This is a genomic window from Bifidobacterium sp. ESL0732 (assembly GCF_029395535.1).
Taxonomy (GTDB): Bacteria; Actinomycetota; Actinomycetes; order Actinomycetales; family Bifidobacteriaceae; genus Bifidobacterium.
The window spans coordinates 869,743-891,836 of record NZ_CP113920.1 but is presented as its reverse complement, the minus strand read 5'-3'; the positions used below and the strand labels follow the sequence as shown (position 1 = coordinate 891,836).

At 56.6% G+C, this 22,094-nt stretch carries 15 protein-coding genes; 6 read left to right on the top strand and 9 right to left on the bottom strand.

Annotated elements, in window-relative coordinates; genetic code table 11:
- Positions 1 to 13: 13 nt before the first annotated feature.
- The 5 genes from OZX70_RS03335 to OZX70_RS03315 form a co-directional block, all read right to left on the bottom strand.
- Positions 14 to 658 (bottom strand): Type 1 glutamine amidotransferase-like domain-containing protein, encoded by a 645-nt coding sequence (locus tag OZX70_RS03335; protein WP_277181820.1) that lies wholly within the window; start codon positions 656 to 658, stop codon positions 14 to 16.
- A gap of 256 nt (positions 659 to 914) precedes the next feature.
- Positions 915 to 1,718 (bottom strand): pyrroline-5-carboxylate reductase, encoded by an 804-nt coding sequence (gene proC / locus OZX70_RS03330; RefSeq protein WP_277181819.1) that lies wholly within the window; start codon positions 1,716 to 1,718, stop codon positions 915 to 917.
- A 198-nt stretch (positions 1,719 to 1,916) separates the two neighbouring features.
- Positions 1,917 to 2,861, bottom strand: coding sequence for a beta-galactosidase small subunit (locus tag OZX70_RS03325; protein ID WP_277181818.1), 945 nt, complete (start codon positions 2,859 to 2,861; stop codon positions 1,917 to 1,919).
- Positions 2,851 to 4,743, bottom strand: a complete 1,893-nt coding sequence (locus OZX70_RS03320; protein ID WP_277181817.1) for a glycoside hydrolase family 2 TIM barrel-domain containing protein — start codon at positions 4,741 to 4,743, stop codon at positions 2,851 to 2,853. The genes OZX70_RS03325 and OZX70_RS03320 overlap by 11 nt, the downstream gene beginning before the upstream one ends.
- 65 nt (positions 4,744 to 4,808) lie before the next feature.
- On the bottom strand, positions 4,809 to 6,164 hold the full coding sequence (locus tag OZX70_RS03315; RefSeq protein ID WP_277181816.1) for an alpha/beta fold hydrolase: 1,356 nt from the start codon (positions 6,162 to 6,164) through the stop codon (positions 4,809 to 4,811).
- Positions 6,165 to 6,465: 301 nt separating this feature from the next.
- On the opposite strand from OZX70_RS03315, the gene OZX70_RS03310 reads away from it, so the two are divergent.
- Complete coding sequence (locus OZX70_RS03310; protein WP_277181815.1) at positions 6,466 to 9,078, top strand: histidine kinase; 2,613 nt, start codon at positions 6,466 to 6,468, stop codon at positions 9,076 to 9,078.
- Positions 9,079 to 9,300: 222 nt separating this feature from the next.
- Entirely contained in the window at positions 9,301 to 10,089 is a 789-nt protein-coding gene (locus OZX70_RS03305) for a response regulator transcription factor (protein ID WP_277181814.1), read from the top strand.
- A gap of 100 nt (positions 10,090 to 10,189) precedes the next feature.
- Here the strand turns inward: OZX70_RS03305 and OZX70_RS03300 are convergent, their stop codons facing one another.
- From OZX70_RS03300 to OZX70_RS03290, 3 genes are all read right to left on the bottom strand, one after another.
- Positions 10,190 to 12,913 (bottom strand): FtsX-like permease family protein, encoded by a 2,724-nt coding sequence (locus OZX70_RS03300; protein ID WP_277181813.1) that lies wholly within the window; start codon positions 12,911 to 12,913, stop codon positions 10,190 to 10,192.
- Positions 12,914 to 13,110: 197 nt separating this feature from the next.
- Complete coding sequence (locus tag OZX70_RS03295) at positions 13,111 to 14,130, bottom strand: ABC transporter ATP-binding protein (RefSeq protein ID WP_277181812.1); 1,020 nt, start codon at positions 14,128 to 14,130, stop codon at positions 13,111 to 13,113.
- 345 nt (positions 14,131 to 14,475) lie between these two features.
- The gene (locus tag OZX70_RS03290; protein ID WP_277181811.1) at positions 14,476 to 15,798 is read right to left on the bottom strand and encodes an O-acetylhomoserine aminocarboxypropyltransferase/cysteine synthase family protein; all 1,323 of its coding nucleotides are present in this window, start codon (positions 15,796 to 15,798) and stop codon (positions 14,476 to 14,478) included.
- A gap of 631 nt (positions 15,799 to 16,429) precedes the next feature.
- Here OZX70_RS03290 and OZX70_RS03285 point away from each other — a divergent pair.
- From OZX70_RS03285 to OZX70_RS03270, 4 genes are all read left to right on the top strand, one after another.
- Entirely contained in the window at positions 16,430 to 17,305 is an 876-nt protein-coding gene (locus OZX70_RS03285; protein ID WP_277181810.1) for a pyridoxamine kinase, read from the top strand.
- A gap of 636 nt (positions 17,306 to 17,941) precedes the next feature.
- Entirely contained in the window at positions 17,942 to 18,463 is a 522-nt protein-coding gene (locus OZX70_RS03280; protein ID WP_277181809.1) for a YraN family protein, read from the top strand.
- Positions 18,463 to 19,998 carry a YifB family Mg chelatase-like AAA ATPase gene (locus tag OZX70_RS03275; RefSeq protein ID WP_277181808.1) on the top strand — a complete coding sequence of 512 codons (1,536 nt, stop codon included), beginning with the start codon at positions 18,463 to 18,465 and terminating at the stop codon, positions 19,996 to 19,998. Before OZX70_RS03280 ends, OZX70_RS03275 begins: the two co-directional genes overlap by 1 nt.
- Complete coding sequence (locus OZX70_RS03270) at positions 19,995 to 21,650, top strand: DNA-processing protein DprA (RefSeq protein WP_277181807.1); 1,656 nt, start codon at positions 19,995 to 19,997, stop codon at positions 21,648 to 21,650. The genes OZX70_RS03275 and OZX70_RS03270 overlap by 4 nt, the downstream gene beginning before the upstream one ends.
- A 96-nt stretch (positions 21,651 to 21,746) precedes the next feature.
- Here the strand turns inward: OZX70_RS03270 and OZX70_RS03265 are convergent, their stop codons facing one another.
- The gene (locus OZX70_RS03265; RefSeq protein ID WP_277181806.1) at positions 21,747 to 22,091 is read right to left on the bottom strand and encodes an MGMT family protein; all 345 of its coding nucleotides are present in this window, start codon (positions 22,089 to 22,091) and stop codon (positions 21,747 to 21,749) included.
- Positions 22,092 to 22,094: the final 3 nt, after the last annotated feature.

The following is a 22,094-nucleotide window of genomic DNA, read 5'->3' as shown; positions in this document are numbered from 1 at the left end:
CATACCTCAAATTTCAGTGACCGGCACAGTGACGAACGTGGATATGCGGCGCGCGACCTCGCACGATAACGGTCCACGCATTTCGAAGTGTGTGAATGAGATGCCCTTCTTTGCGCTCGGCGGCCGCAATGGTGCGGGCGGCACGACCCATCGTGGGGCTGTCGAGATGTGGAATGACTCGGAAATCAACCAGATGCAGCCCGGTCATGTCTTGCAACGAAGGCGCGGCGCCACGTTCGTCCATTTCACCGATGTAGTCAATATCCGGACCGGCAACGACAGCACCGGCGGAAACGCCGACATAGGTCTTGCCTTTAGCGACCTCTTCGACGATAATCTCGGCGGCTTTCGAACGGTTAAGTTCATGAAGCAAAAAGAAACTGTTGCCCCCACCGACCCAAATGATGTTACAAGTCGATAGAATATATCGGATTTCCTCTTTGCTTGCACGTGCCACTTCCAGCTGATGGACCCGGAATCCACTGGCGCGTAGCAATCTTCGGACAAACGGTCGAAGATAACGCGTGATTTCCTGATTATCCGCAGTTGGAATATACGCAATACGCAAACGGGGATGATTGCCGCGCCGTTTTGGCAGCAAACTGCGCAGTGAGCGCAGGGCAGGGAGCATACTTGATGCCAGAAGTACCCTGCCCATACCGCCTCAACCTCAATTCCCGTAGTACGTTACGTTCGCTCGCGCATATACGTCTTTTATCATAATGCCTAAAATCAGTGACACTCCGTCAGAACAATCAGCAATCAAACAGCAAAGGCCGGCAACCCACGCAACTAGGCCGGCCAACACCGGCAATCGCAACAATCCGATTGCCCTTAAACCCACAATTCCGCAAATTGGCCGGTGTCACTAAGGTCTTCAGTCTTGCCAAAATTCTACCAACGATCCCGCTTATTCAGCCGTTTTGGATAGCGTCAACCCCGGAAATCACCGCGCCTCGGAAACCTTGCTTTTCCAACTCGGTGACGCCTTTGATGGTGGTCCCGCCGGGTGAGCAGACGGCGTCCTTCATCGCACCGGGATTGGTGCCGGTGGCCATATAGAGCGCGCCGACGCCTTCCGTCATCTTGGCGGCAAGACGGTAGGCGGTCTCGCGCTTCAAGCCATACTTCACGCCGGCGTCCGCGAGCGCCTCGATATACATCGCGGTGAATGCAGGCGCACAGCCGGCCACGGACGAGCCGATGTCCATCAACGGCGTGTCGACACGCTCGATCAACGCGATCGGCGAGAACAGCGCTTCGAACGTTTCTCGCTGGGAATCGTTCAACGTATTCGCATTTTCGGTGACGAGAACGCCCTGTCCGACTTCAATAGGCGTATTGGGGATGACACACTGAACGTGCGCACCATCGCCGAGCAGCTCCTCAAAGTAATCGAGATTACGGCCTGCGGCAATGGAAACAATGAATTTGTCTTGGGTTTTAAGATCATCCAGCACTTCGGCGAGTGCCGTTTCAATCTGACCGGGCTTGACGGCGACGATGACGATATCGGCGTCAGCGACCGTTTCGGTGGCACTATGGGTGGCTTTGGCACCAATGGCCGACGCCGCAGCCTGCGCCTTGTCGAAATGCCCGGAATTGGCCACAATCTGCGAGCCGTCGATCACTCCCCCGTTGACCAATCCTTTGGCGATGCCTTGGGCCATGTTGCCGAAACCGATGAATCCGACGGTCACGTCTTTTACGTCTGTCATAGTGAAAACCTTTCGATCATGATGTCGTTATTATACGTCGGCAAGCGCCCCTTCTCGCGATGTCAAAATCGGCCGTTCCGAGAGCTTCCCTACCGAAATGGCCGATTATAAGACAAACAATGACTTAGATAACGCAACGGGCAATGCGACGAAGAACATATACCCATAATTGTGATACATCAAGTTTGCGCTTACGGCTCAGAGCCGAACGACAAACGAAAAGTCGATGTCTTTCTCACCGCTGATCGAGTACCGCTCACCCACAGGCGCGCCCCAACTGTCGATACCGCCGACCCCTCGAACGGCTCCGTATATCGTCAGAACCGTACGTCTTGCAGGCGGCAGTTCCTCTTGATGGGTCGCGTTTTCCAGTTCCAAGGGCGTATAGGGCAGGCAGCTGAACGCGAAAGGCTTGCCGTTTGAAGCGAACGTCAGGCTGAACGGCGCAATGGCAGCATCGGCATTGTTGAGTGTCGTCTCACGGGTGACACGGACCCAATCGGTATCCACATGCATTCCACATTCCTGTGGGACCAGATACGGGGTGACGGGCATGCCCTCGACTTCCACGATTCGCTTCTTGCCCGAGCCGAGCCGATCGGGATAGGTCTCGCCCGGCAAGCCGAAGTAGGTAAAACCGGTGGCCGGTGTCGGCATGACCATGCGCAAGCCGAAAGCCGGAAGCTCAGGCAGATTTGCCTTGCCGTGGTAACGGACGTTCACCGTCAGATTCCCTGTAGCGTCGAGCGTATAGCAGACATCGACTTTCGTGGCCGGAACAGTCGGCGTGGTGAACGTATAGCGCAGCGAGGCCTTAGAAGCGCGAAGCTGACCTCCAGTGCTTCCGTCGGCAGGGGTATAGGGAATGGCAACCGCTTTGCCATCTACGTTGAGGCTTGGCAGACCGGCGGCGCTGAACAGATCGGCACCGGCCCACTGCGCGGAGGCACGCGAAAAGCCATTGCCACGGTCATTGTCTGTAGTCGCCCTCCAGAATGCGGGTTGCGGCGCGCTATACAGCCATTCCTTGCCCCCGGTTTTCAGCGATACCAAGCCGCTTCGGTAGTCGAACAGATAATCGCGACCAGAGGTATGCAGACCGATCATCTCTTCATCGATGACAACGCGTATGTTATCTCTCATATCTGCCATACTCCTCGTTTACTTCCTGCATCGCAGGTTTTTCGGTTCCGTCGGCGAACAGCAACCCGTCGCCGGAGAATTGGCATTGTGTGGGACGATCATCGAAGTCTCCGCCATAGCGCATCACCTTGCGACCGGTGATGGTATCGGTGACTTGAAGCGCCTGATCCTTGAAATCCCAGACAAAACCGCCGACATATTGCGGGTAGCGATCGAACAAATCCATGTAATCGCGCAAGCCTCCGACGGAATTGCCCATGCTGTGCATGTATTCGCAAAGGACGAACGGCTTTTTCGGATTGTTCTCAAGATATTTGACGACGTCGGCCGGATAGGAATACATCCTGCTCTCAAAATCGGAGATACGGTCCTCATAGCGACGGACGTGCACGACCCCTTCGTAATGGACCGGCCGTGTCGGATCCGCCTTTTTGTAATACTCATTCATCGCCGCAATGTTTTCTCCGGCATAGGATTCGTTGCCCAACGACCAGAAGAGAATCGAGGGATGATTTTTGAGCGTCTCATACTGCGTTCTGGCTCGGTCGACTACCATCTGGCGCCATTGTGGGAAACTGCCTGGCACATTATATGATCCATCGTCGCCGCCAAGCTTTTCCCAGGTGCCGTGCGATTCCATATTCGTTTCGGCCATGACGTAAATACCGGCTTCGTCGCACATCCGATACCACGGGAGCTGGTCGGGGTAATGACAGGTACGCACGGCATTAATATGGTTCGCCCTGATCGTCGCCATATCAGCATCCATGTCCGCTTGGGTGATGGCACGACCTCTTGTCGCGCTCCATTCGTGGCGGTTGACGCCGAGAATCCGCAGACGTTCGCCGTTGAGCCGAACCACTTTGTCCGCATCGATTTCGATACGCCGGAATCCCACGGCTTGCGGCACGACCTCAACGGTCTCGCCCTTAGCGTTGACTACCGTGAGGGTAAGGCGATACAGATAAGGGTCACCATGCGACCAGAGATGGGGATCCTTCAAGGTATAGGCTGAGAAATTCGTTTGTTCCCGAGCTTCGACTGCTTTTTGAGTCAGGACGTTGCCTTCACGGTCAGCCAGTTCCATGGTGACCTTCGAGCCGCTTTGCAAAGGCGAAAGACGTGCGGAAACGTTGAGAACGCCGGTACGGCCATCGTCTTGTAAGGTCGGTTTGACATCCAGATCATCGACATGCGTTTCAGGGAGGGACAACAGGCTCACCGGGCGGAAAATGCCAAAGAAACGGAAGAAATCCTGGTCTTCGATCCAGCTTGCGGTGCAGTGCCGGAACACCGCCACCGCGATGAGGTTCTCCCCCTCGTGCACGTATGGGCTCAGATCGAAAGCACTGGGTGTGAACGAATCTTCGGCGTACCCCACGAACTGTCCGTTGCACCAGAGGTAGAAAGCTCGTTCCACCCCTTCAAACCGGATATGCAACGGACGAGAGGCCCAGATTCTATCAAGGGTAAACGAATGACGATAAAGTCCGACCGGATTGTCTGGGGCCTCGGAAAAGCTTCCGGCTTGCGGGTCATCGGGCGGAGTCGTATAGGCGGGACGCCTGAAAACCGAGCCCTCCCAAGGGTACGCAGTGTTGGTGTATTCCACCTGCGCGTAGCCGGAAAGTTCGATATGGCCAGGAACATCGATCAGACCAAACCGCTTCTCCGAAGCATCCGGCAAATAGAACCCTTCCGGGATATCTTGGGGATTATCAGCATATAAGAAGCGCCACTGGCCGTCCAAAACACGGACAAGACTTGAGCGGCCCTCACCCGCTTCCTGCCCACTTGCGTAACAAGAATGGTCGGAATGTGCAGGCAATTCATTGACCCTGAAAGTCTGAGGATCGTCAAGCCATGCCAACGATGGTTTCATCTATATCGCACTCCTATATGTGTTTTGAATGTGCTTTGCGGGTCCGTGCGCCACGAAAACCAGGTCTAGAACAGCCCTTCCAAGTCTCCACGGTCAAGGGCCTCATCGTAAAGATGGGCGAAAACCGCACCACCGTGATGGATGCCATCGTGCTGGTATTCGTTGGTGACCCAAGCATGCGAATTGCCGACGCGCGAAAGCGTGTCAAGCTGCATACCGGAGTCAACGTACATGTCGTCGAAATAGACCGCAGCCTGAAGCGGAACCTCGTTGCGCTTGAGCTGGGTGGTGTCGTAGATCTTGCCGAAATGGGTATCGCCCATCATCTCTTCGACGGCCGGCTTGAACGGGCGCAAGGCGCGCTCCTGATCGAACATCCATGGGAACATCGCCTCGCCTGTGAAAAGCAGCGGCCGATGATGGATATCGAATTCCGGATGCTCGTTACGCACCTTCTGGGCAGCCCAGCCGATAGGCTCGTCGAGCTCGCCGTCGGCGTAGATGAACTCCTGCAACGGCCAGTAGAGCGGCGTGGATGATGTGGCTTCCATCACCGACTCGAGGAACTGGTCGGAAAGCGGCGCCCTCCGGTTTTCCGAACCGTCACCCTTGGCAAAAGCGATATCCACCAGCCAGTGCAGACGCTCGGGGCTGGGTTGCATGCCGAAATCGCTGCCCAGGGTCTGCAGGCGCTCGACGGTCAGCGGGTCTCCGTTGGGCAAAGTAATCGGAGATTTCCTTTTAGCCGCGCCAATATGGTCGGCCACAGCACCCACACGTTCGATATCCTGCGGATAGCGATTGTAGTACAGGCGCGTTTTCTCAACCATCCTCGGGAACGTATGTTCATATACTTCACGGGCGTTGGCCGGGACGTGCGGAATGCCGCCCATAGTGAAACTCGCGATTGCCCCTTCGGAATATGAGGAAAGGTAGGCGAGCGTCAGGAACCCGCCATAGCTCTGCCCTAATGTCACCCACTTTTTGCCAGCGAACTCGGTGCGACGCAAATGCTCGAAATCACGGACAATGGAGCCGGCGAGGAAGCATTTGAGGTATTCCGCCTGGGCACGGGCGCCTTCAATACGCTGCATTGCGTTCGAATCGACGCATGAGGACCGTCCGGTACCACGCTGGTCAGGAAGAATGACACGGAAATGCTTGATGGCTTCCGCAATCCAGCCGTCACTCGACGGGTTCAATGGACGCGGGCCGGCGCCGCCGGGACCACCCTGCAGGAAAATCAACAGCGGCAGGTCGTCATGGACGTGTTCGGGAGCAGTGACGACACGATAAAACAGACTCAGGGATTCTCCGGCGAAACCCTTGCCAGGATCGTTGCCCCTCCAGTCCAGCGGTACTTTGATGGAACGATCATCCACAGCCAATCCAGGTACATAATATCTTGCCAGTAAAGTCATGTTTCCCCCTTGATAATTACGGCAATCCATCAGATTAACTGTATAACGAACGCAGTGCAGACTCCGGCCAAACAACCATTATTCGACTAAAAAGTGTCACACGATGGTATATATGTTGATGACATTATACATAACACCAATCCGACAAAATCGACTATCAGCATAAAGACGCGAACGAAAAGCGCCGTTCAACGTTTTCACCGTTTCAAGATGAACGACACCCGAAATTCGAAAGCCAAAAGCCAAACGTCATTCCTAAGCACGATATCAAAGACAACTGCACTGCGATAGTCTTGGAGCCATGAGCAAGTTACGACGGTTCGGCAGATGGCTGACGCACAACCCGGTGGTCGGGAGTGCGTTGCCGGCGCTGGTGGCGCTGCTCTTTGCGTGCATCAGCACCAGCGACAACATAGGCGGGCTAGGGATCAGCTACAGCGCAAGCTGGCAGGTTGCATGGTCGTGTGTACTCATCGTTCCCGTCGTCTTCCGCCGCAGCCACCCGCAGGGTGCGGCACTCGCTTTTGCAATCCTGACCGTCCTGCAGCTGATCATTGGCCCGAGTTACGTGTTCGGCGACCTGCTGGCGGTGGTAATGCTCTATTCGGTCATCGTCTACGGAAACCCTGCACGCAGCAAAGCCTTCATTACGTTGGCATTCGTCATCGGCATCGCCGCGGCGCCGATCATCACCTGGGGCTCGGAGGTCGGGCCGCTGCATAATCCCGGCCACGCCGGAGACACGGCAAGCTCGGTCTATGATTCCTGCCGAGCCGTTTACACTTCCGGATTGAATGGAACCTGCGGAAGGAATCTCGTAGCGACTGCGGTTTTCCTAATCGCCGGCATCGTCACTGCGCTCGCTGCAGCTTGCTTCTTAGGCTATCGTTCGCGCATGCGGCTGGCCACCGCGTCCTTGCTACAGGAACGCAATGAGGCACTGGCAGCCCGTGAGCAAGAGGACCTTGACATCGCCCGCACCGCCGAACGCGCACGCATCGCCCGTGACATGCACGACGTCGTGGCACATACGCTGTCCACAATCATCGTCCAATCCGATGGTGGCAGGTATGCAGGTGCGAAGAATCCTGCCAAGGCGCGGGAAATCATGGAGACCATTAGGCACGAATCAAAGCGCGCGCAGCACGACATGGACGGGTTGCTGAGCACGTTCGGCGGCGCCTCCCATGGCAGTTATGCCGATATCTCTGGACTTATCGCCCAAGCTGATACAACAGCCCATGCAACAAAAGGTAATGTAATACGAATTGTCGGCGGCAAAGTCCAACCGTGCCCAGAACATCTGAGCAGCAAAGCACAATCCGCCCTTTACCACGCAGTACAGGAGGCGCTTACCAATGCACGCAAGTACGCGGGGGACGGCGTTACCATAGAGGTTGCGGAGAACTGGAACGAAAACGGTTTATGTATAACCGTGCGCGACGACGGCAACGGAGCGGCCGCTTCGCTTGACGGACATCGTCCCGGTTATGGAATCACCGGCATGCGCGAGCGTATCGAGGCCGTGGGCGGAAGTGTCACCGCCGGACCTCGAGTCGGTGGCGGTTTTGAGATTGACGTGACATTGCCGCTTGAGGGGACAACGGAAGCGATAGCCAAAACAGAAACATCAGCCAATGACGAACCCGATAATGCGGAATCTGCCGAACACCATGCCAATAATGACGAATCCGCCAATATCAACTTGCCGACTCACACAACCCGCGCAACTCACACAACCCGCGATAACGGGCCTTCCATTCACTTTGCCGAACCTTTTGACAGTTCATCTTCCGACGTTGATGAACGGAACAAAACAAATGACGTGGAGGGATATCGCCATCCCCCGCTCGCAAATCTCTCGAAAACGACAAATCACTCTGCAGCGAAACCGGCAACGCAAGAAGATTCCGCCGAACTTAACTGGGCAGAACGCGTATCGGGCTTTTTCGCACGACACTACTTGTTGGCCGACACTATCATTGCCTCGGTTTTGATGTTTATTATCTTCCCATGGAGCACAGTGACCTTCCGCTATAACGACAGCACACGCACCATGTCGTTCAGCACCGTCGTGCATGCATCCACATTTGCCACAAAAATTACGACCACCATCATCAGCCTTGTGGTGTTTGCCGTCCTGGTGTTTCGCCGCCGTTTCCCGCGATCGAGCGCGGCGGCCATGGCGGTTACGGCAGCTTTCGCGCTATGCTTCGTGCCAGAAATACCGCTGGTCGTGTTCTTCGCGCCGATATCGCTGTACTCCGTGTGCCTCTACGGAAAAGGCCATTCACGTCGTTGGGCGACGCTTGCTGCACTTATCGGTTGCGTGTTGTTCAGTTTGCGGTTCAACGCGTCATTCGCGGGCTATCCGACACTGGTAGATTGGATGATGAACCGACAGCGGCACGCGGGAATCAACACGACACAGGGCGTCTATCCTCGCGATATCGCCGGCCTGCTGTTCCTCTCGCTGGCGATATGCGCCGTGGCGATCGGGGCGGCGCTGTGGGTAAGGGCGAGCGGCACGAATGCGATGGTGCTTCAGGCCCGGCACGAGGCGCTGGAAGCGGAAAGCGCCAAAAAGCAGATCTTGGCGGCCAATAACGAACGCGAGAGGATCGGGGCGCAGATTCGCGGCGAGGTCAGCGAAACTTTGGCCGGTGTCATCGCGAAAGCCGACGCGGGGCTCGCTTTGCTAGACGACGATGCGCCCGCCGGTGTGACCACTTCCCCAGAAGCCATTACTTCGGCCTTCCACGCCATCGGCGAGCAGGGACGTGAGGCGCTTGCCCACATGCGTGAGCTGCTACGCGTTCTGCGTGAAACCGGTGGCAGCGACGACAACCTGGCCACATCCCAGCCGCTGCTGCATCCTGTAGCGGGGACGGAAAGCAAAGCAGAAAGACCTTAATCCATGACCGGCCATCCAATATGGCAGTGCCACAAATGCAAAGCCAGGCTCTCCCTCTACCGTCAGAAAAGTGCACTTTAGCGCTAGTACAGTGCGCTTTTTCAACACCACCGTCTAAAAGATGCAACTTGGCTCGATTAAGTTGCACTTTTCCGACGGTAGCGTCTAAAAAGTGCAGGCTCGCCACGATTCTTTGCCGCCGCGTCTTGCTAACCTTGAACCATGAGTGAAACACAGCCTATACGAGTTCTTATCGCCGACGATCAGGAGCTGGTGAGGGCGGGTTTTGCCATGGTCATCGATTCGCAGGACGATATGGAAGTGGTCGGTCAGGCCGCCAATGGTGCCGAGGCGGTGTCGCTAAGCCTTGACTTGAAGCCGGATGTGGTGCTGATGGACGTGCGTATGCCCGGTACCGACGGCATCGAGGCCACGAAACTGATCATCGACGCGGAACACAAAGCTGGAAATGATACCCCGAAAACCCACGTCATCATCCTGACCACCTTTGATCTCGACGAATACGTGATGAGCGCCATCGACGCCGGCGCCTCCGGGTTTCTTTTGAAAGACACCGAACCAGAGACGCTACTCTCCTCGATTCGCACGGTCTACCAGGGTAATGCCATCATCGCGCCGTCCGCCACCAAGCGGCTCATCGAGAAGATGGTTGACGGTGAGTTGGGTGCTACTCGGGCAGCGGCGAAAAGTTCCGAAAATACTCAAAATACCGGAAATATTACTAATGGCAGTCTTGCTGCTCAACCTTCGCAACAAAACGCCACCGACACTCCACAGACTTATCAAGATCCGGCCGTCGATACGCTGACGGACCGCGAGCGCGAGGTGCTGGTCGAAATCGCGCACGGCCTATCCAATCAGGAAATCGCCGACAAACTGTGCATCAGCCTGCCGACCGTCAAAACCCACGTCGCCCACATCCTGCAGAAGACCTACTCGCGCGACCGTGTGCAGGCCGTCGTCTTCGCCTACGACAACAAGCTGGTCTAAACACTCACGAATATGCAAAGAATCCGTTCACTTTCGTACTGATAAGTGAACGGATTCTTTGTAAATCACCAACTCAATGGGCGATGTCTTTCACCGACTCCTACGCCTCAGCAAGTGCGGCGACCGGCGGGGTCTTTACGGCACGACGGGCCGGGAAGATACTCGAGACCAAGGCGGCAAGCGCGGCAATCAGAAGCACGGCACCGTTGAACTTCCAGTCGAAGAGATAGGCCGTCTTGCCGTAGAGGCTGAAGACCATGTAGGAACCGAGCCAGCCGAAGGCCGTGCCGAGGACGACGCCGGCCACGCCGGAGACCAGCGAAATGAGCAGCGCCTCGCAAGCCAGGGAACGCTTGAGCTGTCCGCGCGTCATGCCGATGGCGCGCAGAGTGGCCGATTCGCGGGTGCGTTCGATCACCGACAGGCTCAGCGTATTGGCCACACCGATCAGCGCGATGAGCACCGCGACGGCAAGCAAAGCGACGAGCAAGGTCATGATCTGGTCGATGCTCCTGTCCCACTGCTGACGCTCGGCGATCGGGCCGGAAAGCATGACCGTACCGGAATCGCCAATGACACTCTGGGCCTTTTCGAAGACATCGACAAGCGAATCGCTATGTTGGCCTGATCCGACGGTGTTCCCGAACTCCATCAGTTGGATATGACCGGTGGCCGGCAAGGAGCCATCGTTGAAATGCGCGATATCGACGAAGGCGACAGCAGCGTAATTTTTGCTGATGGACCGGTAATCGACCTGACGAACGGTGAATGACCGTGCGGCGGAAGAACCAGGATGTTTGGCATCAGTCGAGCCGTTGACATTGGCGCTTTTAGCCGTATTGCCTCCCTGATCTTCGGATTGCGGGGTGAGGGTCACGGTGCCGCCTGCGACATCGAGTTTCGTGCCCGTCGAAGCCGAGGTCTTGGGGATAATTGCGGTATCACCACCGAGTTCGACATTGCCGAGATCGGCGTGCATCACTCGTTGGAGCTGTTGAGTTGAACGGACGCCGACCACCAACATCGGCGTGTTCAAATGACCGGAATCCTTGGCTTGCACCACTGCGGTGGGTGCGTAAAGCGCTTCGGAAACGCCCTTTACCTTCGCAAGCTTGTCGGCCGTTTTCTGGTTGAGCCCCGATCCTTCGGCCACCATATCGACGCTGTAACGGGAATCGAGTGCAGTGTCCAAAGTCGCCTTGCCGCAAGCCGCGCCGGTGGCGATAGTGGAAACAAGAGTGACGCCAATCAATAGGGCCACGCCGGTGGCGGACACACGCCGCGGATTCTTCTGAATATTCGCATCGGCGATCTTGGCAGAGGGCCCAAGGTGAGAAACCAATGCACCGACGCCACGCATGAGTACCGGCATCCAGAATGTTGCAGTGACGGCAAGCCCTATGAAGAGCAGAGCACAGCCACCTACCGCGCCAAGCAGCGCCAACTCGTAGGTCTTGTCGTTGCCATTCGTGACATTGTCATTCATGACTTTCGGCATCCTGCTGGCGCCGAACGTAATCATCACGGCACCAAGAATGAGCATCAACACACCGATTGCGGCGCGGACACGTCCGGCACGTCGTCTGTCGTCAGCAAGTTCCATAGGACGCAACGCTTCCAGCGGCGTCACGGAAGTGGCGGAACGGGCCGAAGTAAGGGAAGCGAGAACGGTCATCACGACGCCGAATATCAGCGGAATCACAAACGCCTGCCACGAAAGAACCAGACGCATCTGTGCCCCATCACCGCCGATGAACTTGGTCGAGCACATCAGCTGCATAAGTCCGATACCTGCCGCGATACCAAGCGCCGATGCGATTAGCCCCAAAAGTGTGGCTTCGAACAGCACCGAACGGTAAAGCTGACCCTTCGTGGCTCCGATGGTACGCAGCAGCGCCAAAGTGCGCCGACGCTGGGCCACCATGACCTGGAAGGTGTTGGCGATGACCAAGGCCGCGACGAGCATGGCGAGAATGCCGAAAGCAGTGAGGAACATGGTCACCGGCGTGGTGCTGGTGGCGGACATGGCTTTCATGGCGTCGTCGCCGATCTTGGCGCGCGAATCGATAGTGTAATAATGTGGCAGGTCCGTTTTGATGGCTTTTACGGCCATGTCCGCCTTTGCCGGATCGATGGAAAGCAGGATGGCGAAAGCCGGAATCTTGCCGAAACTAGGGACACCATTAAGACGGGCCGTAATGTTGTCGGAGACCACGGCCCCGCCGCCGTAGAAGCTGAAAGCACCTCGCGGATCGTCGGTCAAGCCCACGACCTTGACAGAGTGGTTCTGCCCGCCTGACGTTTGTGCTCCTTGCTGTGAAGAGGTTTTTCCGTTGACGCTGATTTGGTCGCCGATGACGACGCCAAGTTTTTGCGCGATACCTCGCGGCAGTGCGATTTCATCGGCCGCACTGGGCTGCCGCCCTTGAGCAATGCTGACCAGTATCAGTTTCGGATCGCTTGACGTGGTGGTCGTTATGCCGGAAACGTGCTTGTCGCGGTGAGAAAATTCGGCCTCAGAACTGATGGAAGCCGTGGCGCCAGTGACACCATCAATCGAGCGGATGTGGTCAAGTTTCAGATCATCCACGGTTTTCATGTCACTGTCGCTGTCGGTGGTCTGCGCCTTCAATTCATCGGCTGGGGCAATGATGTAGTTGGCCTGGCCGAATTGCGCGGTGAGCTGGGTGCGCAAAGAATCGTTCATCGACGAGCCGAACAGGAAGGTCGCGGCTATGAACGCGGTGCCGATGAGGATGGCGATGCCGGCGGGAATGAGCATTTTCCCGCTCTTTTTCATAAGTTTGAGTGTTACTGAGAACATTTTGGTTCCTTTTGCTTTTGATCTGCAAGTCCGTTTGCCGGGTAATTGATGGAGGTCGCTTGTTATGTTTCGATTGCGAATTTTGACTATCGGCTGGATTCATTGTGGCTACGATTGCTACCATGTGACGATTTTCATCATTGCGTCAATATGAGTCCGGCTAAAAACGCAAAAGAAACGATAACGATTCCATCGATTCACCGAACGACTTGCGCGTGCCTGGGCTTGCCGTTCATCAACTGAGCCATCGTGGGTGCCTCGCTCTGGCGGGCGGCGCGTTCGCTTTCCTCCATCAACAGGTCACTCATGTGCTCCGCGGTGGGATGCTCGACGTCAGCGACGATACGGCCGTCGGCGAAGACGAGGGCACGGTCGGCGTAGGAGGCGGCCACCGCGTCGTGGGTGACCATAACCACGGTCTGGCCGAACTCCCGCACGGAACGTTTGAGGAAACCCAGCACCTCGGCGCTGGAAACGGAATCAAGATTGCCGGTCGGTTCGTCGGCGAAGACCACCTGCGGCTTGCTGATCAGCGCACGGGCAATGGCGACGCGCTGCTGCTGACCGCCAGAAAGCTCGTTTGGGCGGTGCTTCAGGCGTTGCGTGAGCCCAAGGGTTTCGACCAGTGTGTTGAACCATTTCCTATCGACCTTGGCACCAGCGAGGGTCAGTGGCATCAGGATGTTCTGCTCAGCGGTGAACATCGGCAGGAGGTTGAAGCTTTGGAAGATGAAGCCGATTTCGTTTCGGCGCAGCATCGTAAGCTGGTTATCGTTCATCTTGGTGATGTCCTGCCCGCCGAGGATGACCTTGCCGCTGGTCACCGAATCGAGGCCGGCGAGCGTGTGCATCATGGTCGATTTGCCAGAGCCCGAAGGACCCATGATGGCGGTGAACTTGCCTTTTTCGAAGCCGACGTTGACATTGCGCAGCGCGTGCACAACGTTCTCGCCCGTGCCGTAATCCTTGACCAAGTCGATGGCTTCGACCGCGAACTGCTTGCGCTGTTGGGGCTGGGCTTGCACGAACTGTTGCGACTGGGGCGGAATAAAGGAAGGTGCCGGAATGTCGGTATTCGGCGCAGAGGCAATATTTGTATTACTATTCGCGTTTGCATCGCTGTTTGCGTTCGCATCACCATTGCCGCCCAAGTTCGGGTTGATGATGCTGAGGAAATCGCTACCTGCACTGTTGCCGTAAACGTTGCCGTGGTTCATGTGGACTCCTTTGTTGAGGTCACTGCTTGTCTGGTACCTCAAAGTCTAAAAGAATCCGCGCGTCTCCCCCATCGTGCGTAGGAATGAATTTCGGCCACAGCCATACTTCATCCCGTATCTTCCATCATCCATAAGGATGATATCCCTATTTGCCACATGGATTATGCAAGAAATGGGCTACTGAGCGGGCCTTAACGACCCAAATCTTGCAAAACCAACAGGAAATGCAAGAAACAGGCCACTGAGCGAATCTCAGCGACACAAATCTTGCAAAACCCGTAGATTATGCAAGAAATGGGCCGCTGAGTGAATCCCAGCGGCCCATTTCTTGCACTATAAGATGTTTTATTTGGCTAAGCCGGAGGCGCGCAGGGCCTCGAAACCACCCTTGAGGTCATCGATGATGTCATCGATGTATTCGGTGCCGATGGACAAGCGGATGGTGCCTTGATGGATGCCCTGGCTTTCCAGCTCCTCGCGGGTCTCCTGGGCGTGGGTGGTGGACGCCGGGTGCACGACGAGACTCTTGACGTCCGCGACGTTGGCCAGCAGGCTGAAGAGATGCAGGTTGTCGATGAAGACGCGCGCCGCGTCCTTGCCGCCCTTGATGTCGAAGGTGAAGATCGAGCCGGCGCCGTTCGGGAAGTACTTCTCGTAGAGCTCATGGTCGACGCGGCCGGGGATCGAGGGGTGCGAGACGGATTCGACCTCGGGAACGGTCTGGAGGTACTCGACCACCTTCAGCGCGTTCTGGACGTGGCGTTCGACGCGCAGCGACAGCGTCTCGGTGCCTTGCAGCAGCAGCCACGCGGCGAACGGGCTGATGCAGGCGCCGGTGTCGCGCAGGAAGATGGCACGGGCGCGGGTAACGAAGGCCGTCTGGCCCAGCGCCTCGTAGAAGTTCATGCCGTGATAGGAGGGGTCCGGCTCCGTCAGTGTCGGGAACTTGCCCGGTACCTCGGCCCAGTTGAACTTGCCGCCTTCGACGATCAGGCCACCGAGCGTCGTGCCGTGTCCGCCGATGAACTTGGTGGCAGACTCCACCACGACGTCCGCACCGTGCTCGAGCGGACGGAAGAGATACGGGGTGGCGAAGGTGTTGTCGACGAAGACCGGCAGGTGATGCTTGTGCGCAATCGCCGAAATGGCCTCGAAATCAGGCAGGTCGGCATTCGGGTTGCCGAAAGTCTCGAAGTAGACGAGCTTGGTGTTCTCCTGAATCGCGTCCTCGAAGTTCTGCGGATCGGCCGGGTCGACGAAGGTGGTAGTGATGCCGTCGCGCGGCAGGGTGTGACGCATCAGGTTGAAGGTGCCGCCATAGATGTGCGACGAGGAGACGATGTGGTCGCCGGTCTGCGTGATGTTGCGCAGCGCCGCTTCCACCGCAGCCGCGCCACTGGCCAGGGCGAGCGCCGCGGTACCGCCTTCGAGCGCAGCCATGCGCCGTTCGAAGACGTCCTCGGTGGAGTTGGTCAGGCGGCCATAGATGTTGCCTGGGTCTTCAAGCGCGAAACGTGCCTCGGCATGATCGAAATCATGGAAGACGTAGCTGGTGGTGGCATAGATCGGCACGGCGCGCGCATCGGTGGCGGGGTCGGCCTCCTCCTGGCCCACGTGCAATTGCAGCGTCTCGAAATGATACTTCTTCGGTGTGGTCTCGTCGGTCATGTCCGGCTCCTTTTTACATTCACCTATACGAATGCCCAATATGGTATTTCCGTTTTGAGCGTAAACCGACAAGACGCATGAGGCAAGCCCGACGCTATCCCGGTAATCTATAACCACTTGAAAACCCTTGAAATTCCGGCGTTTTACGGAACGCATTAATAAAAAAGACCATTCACAATCCTTGATGACTATGTCGTGATCTGCTCCGTCTCAGCCTCAGCTGGAACCGGTACCCAATTCTCATTTTTTCGATGGTCTTGGTGCGCCAAGACCCTCATTTTGGACAGAATTGACAGCAAATCTTCCAATTTCAGGCAACTTGGCGCACCAAGACCCCCGTTTTAGACAGAATTGACAGCAAATCTTCCAATTTCAGACAACTTGGCGCACCAAGAGACCCTGATTCAGACGAATTCGACCACGACACTTGCACAGACAACATATAGAAGATAATGCAAAACAGGAATTTCCTGATTTTTGCTGACAAACTTCCATCCGCTGCGTCACGTTGCGGACAAAACGGGGCGTGTCTGTTGGCAACAAGGCTACAGTCGTTACCAGCGACGCACCGAGCACTCCCGCACGGCGACGGACGCCAATATTATTCATAGACTTTCTGAAAGGTCATGAAATGCAAGAAGATACGACGCTCTATGAGCGCAACCCCAAATATATCCCCCGCGTTGCGGCAGTGCACGACATGTGCGGCTACGGCAAATGCTCGCTGACCGCTGCGATCCCGATTCTTTCGGCATGCGGCTGCGATGTGTGCCCGGTGCCGACAGCACTGTTCAGCGCGCACACCAAGTTTCCGGTCTACACCTTCCACGACACCACCGATATCCTTTCCGGCTATCTTGACGCGTGGCAGAAGGTAAACGTCCAGCTTGACGGCATCTATTCCGGCTTCCTCGGTTCGGCCGAGCAGGTGGACATCATCAAGCGCATGTACCGCGAATATCCGAAGGCGCTGCGGCTGGTCGACCCGGTGATGGGCGACGGCGGGCAGATGTACCCCACCTATTCGCAGGAGATGTGCGACGCGGTCAAGACGCTTGTGGACGGCGCGGACGTGCTGATGCCGAATCTCACCGAGGCGAGCATCCTGACCGGACGCGACTACCCCGGCCAGAACCTGAGCGACGACGAGGCGACCGATTGGGTCGGCGCCTTGCTCGATATGGGTGCGAAGAACGTCGTATTAAAAGGCATCGACCGCGGCGACGGCAAGCTGCGCAACTTCGTGGGCAGCGCTTGTGCCGGGGCTTCTGCGCGTGTCGAGCTCGCTCACGACAAGCTCCCCTACATGATTCATGGCACTGGTGATGCCTTCGCTTCGGCGCTATGCGGTGCAGTGATGGCCGGCAAGACGCTCGGCGAATCGGCTCAGGTCGCAGGCGAATTCGTGCGTCACGCCATGGAGTCCACACGTAACCAGCCCGACTTCGAGCAACGCGGCGTGAGCTTCGAGCTCAACCTTGGCGAGCTGACCGGATTGGTTGGCTGAGCGTTCGTTTCGACGTTAATTGCCGGTTATCGCATTGCCATTTCTATGTGATTCGGAATTCGTAGTGTGCTACCGGCTTCAAATCGATTCATCATCCCTGTATCTTGGTGATCTTTACTGTTTGTTTGTCAGGATATGGGGATGATTCTTACTTGCGTTGTCTACGCCGATACCACATCGTCAGGGAACCTGGATATTGGATTTTATCTAAAACTTTTAGAATTATCGATATTTTCAAATAACTTTTGGTCTTTTTGACGATTCTTCATACTGTGCTCAACCACAATGACGATTCCACATCGGCCTTATCACTCGAACATTTTTCTCGCCGTCCGTCGACGATGACGGCTTCGCAATGAACTCTTGACAATCTCGTGCTGTGGATGGGTTTGTGCACACTTTTGATTTCCCGCACAGGTTTTTCCACCATTGAAGTGACTACAAGTAAAGTTCTCCACCGAGCAGACCGCAGTTTATGCACATACTTCTGAATCTTTCCACCATATTACCCACATTTGTAATGCATAATCATCGGGTTGTCCCGAGAAACGCCGAGAAAATCGGAAAGGGCAATCATTCGACCACAGCACCCGTTTTTTACACGGTAAAAGCTCGAACCATGCAACACTGAAATACATGAACACACAAATCTCAGCAGCACAACAGCGTCGGGCCACTACCTACTTCGGCGGCGGCACCGATGTAGACAACAACACCGCTCTGAACGACACCGATCTCAACAGCACTGCCTCGGAAGGACTGCTGGCAGAACTCGAAGAAGAGCTTGCCATGCCCGACCTTTCTGCGAAACAACTCGGCGAAATCGGCGAGCAATACGCTGCGGCGTGGCTCATCCAGCTCGGGTGGCACGTTCTGGCAAGAAACTGGAGAACCCGGTTCGGCGAACTGGACATCATCATGATGACTCCCGGACATATCGTGGTGTTCGTCGAGGTAAAAACCCGGCGGACACAGCGCTATGGCAGCCCGCAAGAAGCCATCACCCCGCATAAACAGGCCAATCTTCACCACGCTGGGGCGCTCTGGCTTGCCGGTCCCGGTAAATCGATACGACGAAGCGGGATTCGTTTCGATGCCATGTCGATTTTGCTTCAAGGTAACAGGCCAAGTGTTCGGCACATACCGGGGGCATTCTGATGGCCATCGGGACGGCGATGTCGGTGGGATTGGTGGGGCTCAAGGCCAACGCCATCCAGATGCAGGCCTTCATCTCGCCGGGACTGCCGTATTTCTCCATCATCGGTCTGCCGGATACCTCGCTGAGCGAGGCACGCGAACGGGTGAAATCCGCCTGTCAAGCCAGTGGGTTCAGCTGGCCGGAGACACGGGTGACGGTTAACCTTTCCCCCGCTTCCCTGCCCAAACGCGGCTCGTCGCACGACCTAGCCATCGCGGTTTCCGTACTCAGCGCGGCCGGCGTCATTCCCCACGATTGCCTGGCCGACACAGTGGTGCTCGGCGAGCTCAATCTCGACGGCTCGGTGCTGCCGGTCACCGGCGTGCTGCCTATCGCGCTTTACGCCCGCGAACACGGCATCGACCAGATCATCGTCCCCGAGCGCAACATCGAGGAAGCCGAACTCGTCGAGGGGCTCAACGTCATCGGCATCCGCCATTTGGGCGAGCTCATCGAGCTGATGGGCGGTGAAGCGAAATATCATATCAACGAAACCCGGATTCCTGACGACCAAGCCTCAAACGACGACGAAGCCAAACTCGCACCGACGATCGGCGATATGGCTGAAGTCATTGGCCAGGAACGCACGAAATGGGCCCTTCAAGTGGCTGCAGCAGGCGGTCATCATCTCCTGATGACCGGGCCTCCAGGCTCGGGAAAGACCATGCTCGCTTCGCGCATGCCCGGCATCATGTGCCCGTTGAACGAACACGAACAACTCGAGGTTGCCTCGATTCGGTCTTTGTGCGGGACCTTGCCGAATTACGGTATTAGCGACGTGCCGCCGTTCGAAGCGCCACACCACACGGCTTCAACGGCATCGCTGGTCGGCGGAGGTTCTGGCATCGCCACTCCGGGAGCAATCACACGCGCCCACCGAGGGGTGCTTTTCATGGATGAGGCACCGGAATTCTCACCACGTTCGTTGCAGACTTTGCGCGAACCGCTGGAATCAGGCTATGTGGCCCTTTCACGTTCTAAAGGAACAACCTACTATCCCGCCAATTTCCAGTTAATTATGGCGGCCAACCCCTGCCCTTGTGGTTACGGTTATGGCGACGGCTCACGTTGCACCTGCAAAGAGAAGGACCGTATCCGCTATTTTTCAAGGCTTTCGGGCCCGATTCTCGACCGCATCGACATCCAGGTGGAGGTGCCGCCGGTGGAGCACCTGATAACGCGGAATGCACAGCCGCAAATCACCAGCGAGCAGATGAGACTCAAAGTCACCGACGCGCGGCACACTGCTCAAGAGCGTTTCGCCGCCTATCACTGGACCTGCAACGCACAGGCCTCCGGCACATGGTTGCGTGCGAACACCCCGAAAACCGCTCTTACTCTCATCGACGAAGCGCTGGAGAACGAACGGTTGAGCCTGCGTGGAGCGGATCGGGCGTTGCGCCTCGCTTGGACGCTTGCCGACTTGAGCGGCAAAACGACACCGGGCCATGAAGAAATGATGCAAGGTATCGCCTTGCGAACGAAGGAGTCATGATGAGCGGCAGCACTGCCGTTTCCCCCGCAACTCCATCGACATCCCTCGATGAGGACACATTGGCCCGAGCCATTCTCACTTTCTGTATCGACAGCGCCGACGCCCTGCTGTTCGCCACCATCAAAGGGGCCGGCGATGCCGTCACCGCCTTACGGCTCATCGCTGACGAAAAAAGCGGCATTCGCAACCGCAACAAGCTCGACGAAGTCTTCGCCACCGGAACGGCCAAATGGGGCCGAAAGGTCAACGCACGGGGCATGGGCTCATTTCACCACGGGCTGGAACGCTGGCGGGAACGGCTGCATCAGCTGCCTAACAACGACAGAACCGACCTCAAAGACTTTTTCACGGTAAACGGATCGCAGTGGATCATCGGGCCGACCAGTCCCTACTGGCCAAGTCAGCTCGACGATCTTTCCATCAGAAAGGACTGGGCCTCGCCGCTATGTCTCTGGGGCATTGGGAATCCTGTAGCTTTGGCGAGCTGTCCACAACCGTTGGCCGTGGTGGGCTCGCGCGGAGCGGATGATTATGGGCGATACGTAGCCAAAACCATTGCCAAAAAAGCCGCTGAACAAGGGCACTTGGTCATCTCCGGTGGCGCCTTCGGCATCGACGCCGCCGCCCACTGGGGAGCTTTGGACGCCATGAGCAGTCTCGGCGAAAACGAAAGCGGACGAACCTTGGCTGTCTTCGCAGGAGGACTCAACCATATCGGCCCCGAACGCAACGTGCCGTTATTCGACCGCATCAAAGCCAATAATGGCGCACTCATCAGCGAACTGTGCCCGAACACCATCCCTGAAGCCCGGAGGTTCCTCCTTCGCAACCGCATCATCGCCGCTTTGGCTTCGACCGTCGTCGTAGCCCAAGCCCGCAGCCGCTCAGGCGCACTCAACACCGCCAATTGGGCCGCCGAACTGGGCCGCGAAGTCTATGCAGCTCCCGGCAATATCAACATTCCCGGCAACACCGGCTGCAACTGGCTAATCCGCGACCATCGCGCCATCATCCTCACCTCGGTCAATTCCGTCGATGAGATTTGCCATCAAGGACATGCACCAAAAGTAATACATATTCATAAAGCGGAGACGATCTCCGTCAATAACGAAACACAGAAAAACCGAACAGGAAAGCCATCATCCCACCTACCCGCTGGCCGAGGAAAGGAAAGTCATGAATGCATTGATCAACCGCAACGGCAACCTGATGATTCAGATGTCAACCAGACAAGCATCACTGCTTTGCAAGTCCCCTTGCCAAGCGACACCAAGAGTTCGCAGTCTGGCCGAGGAAACGCGACGGCGAGACAAAGCGCGTCCGACCAGCCCATCTCGCAACCGCCAACGCCCAAGACCGAACCCACCATCGTCCAACAAGAGGTGCTGACCGCTATACGCCGTTGCAGGCGGCAAGGCAGCACAGCCACTCATGAAGCCGTTCTGGCGATGCTCAATACGCCACGGCCCACCGGCAAACACCGAACACCCAGACAAAACCCAGCAAATGCTGTGATATCAAAAGCCGAATCGTGGAACATCGGAAAATTGGAAGGCGAACTTGGGGAAATGGAACTGCGAGGCCTAATCACACTGGAATCAGGCACCATCCACATCCTCACCGCTAATAATCACAAAACGGATAGCAGATAAGCAACCAGCTGAAGGAAACAGACAGTATCCGAAATAACAAAACGTAAGGAGACACGCATGCAATTCACACAGACGAACACCCGCGTAGCTTCAACCTCAGCATTGCCACTGGCAACGCTTCATATCAACGATCCAGCCTTCTTCTCCTGCATTCTCATGCTTGGGCGCAGGAGGCAGAAATGACACGCCCTCATCCTCAAGCAACGCCCTCTGGCGGTCAGGACCACCGAACGCGAAGCCGGGGGCCAAGGAGCCGTCCCGGAAAACCACGCGATGACACGGAATCACGCCTGGCTCGGGATTGGAATGCAGCGCATAGCCCACGAACCTCGCATTGCGGGGATTGCCCGCGAGCGCCGCCACCTGGCCGTACGTGGCCACCTTGCCCTCAGGAATTTTCTTGACGACATCGTAGACTCGTGCATTGAATGTTCCGCCCATACC

What these genes read in the sequence shown, in the direction of transcription:
- OZX70_RS03265 (WP_277181806.1), bottom strand. Translation starts at nt 22,091, where the DNA reads ATGGGCGGAACATTCAATGCACGAGTCTACGATGTCGTCAAGAAAATT.
- OZX70_RS03310 (WP_277181815.1), top strand. Translation starts at nt 6,466, where the DNA reads ATGAGCAAGTTACGACGGTTCGGCAGATGGCTGACGCACAACCCGGTG.
- OZX70_RS03290 (WP_277181811.1), bottom strand. Translation starts at nt 15,798, where the DNA reads ATGACCGACGAGACCACACCGAAGAAGTATCATTTCGAGACGCTGCAA.
- proC (WP_277181819.1), bottom strand. Translation starts at nt 1,718, where the DNA reads ATGACAGACGTAAAAGACGTGACCGTCGGATTCATCGGTTTCGGCAAC.
- OZX70_RS03275 (WP_277181808.1), top strand. Translation starts at nt 18,463, where the DNA reads ATGGCCATCGGGACGGCGATGTCGGTGGGATTGGTGGGGCTCAAGGCC.
- OZX70_RS03335 (WP_277181820.1), bottom strand. Translation starts at nt 658, where the DNA reads ATGGGCAGGGTACTTCTGGCATCAAGTATGCTCCCTGCCCTGCGCTCA.
- OZX70_RS03320 (WP_277181817.1), bottom strand. Translation starts at nt 4,743, where the DNA reads ATGAAACCATCGTTGGCATGGCTTGACGATCCTCAGACTTTCAGGGTC.
- OZX70_RS03280 (WP_277181809.1), top strand. Translation starts at nt 17,942, where the DNA reads ATGAACACACAAATCTCAGCAGCACAACAGCGTCGGGCCACTACCTAC.
- OZX70_RS03315 (WP_277181816.1), bottom strand. Translation starts at nt 6,164, where the DNA reads ATGACTTTACTGGCAAGATATTATGTACCTGGATTGGCTGTGGATGAT.
- OZX70_RS03325 (WP_277181818.1), bottom strand. Translation starts at nt 2,861, where the DNA reads ATGAGAGATAACATACGCGTTGTCATCGATGAAGAGATGATCGGTCTG.
- OZX70_RS03270 (WP_277181807.1), top strand. Translation starts at nt 19,995, where the DNA reads ATGATGAGCGGCAGCACTGCCGTTTCCCCCGCAACTCCATCGACATCC.
- OZX70_RS03285 (WP_277181810.1), top strand. Translation starts at nt 16,430, where the DNA reads ATGCAAGAAGATACGACGCTCTATGAGCGCAACCCCAAATATATCCCC.
- OZX70_RS03300 (WP_277181813.1), bottom strand. Translation starts at nt 12,913, where the DNA reads ATGTTCTCAGTAACACTCAAACTTATGAAAAAGAGCGGGAAAATGCTC.
- OZX70_RS03305 (WP_277181814.1), top strand. Translation starts at nt 9,301, where the DNA reads ATGAGTGAAACACAGCCTATACGAGTTCTTATCGCCGACGATCAGGAG.
- OZX70_RS03295 (WP_277181812.1), bottom strand. Translation starts at nt 14,130, where the DNA reads ATGAACCACGGCAACGTTTACGGCAACAGTGCAGGTAGCGATTTCCTC.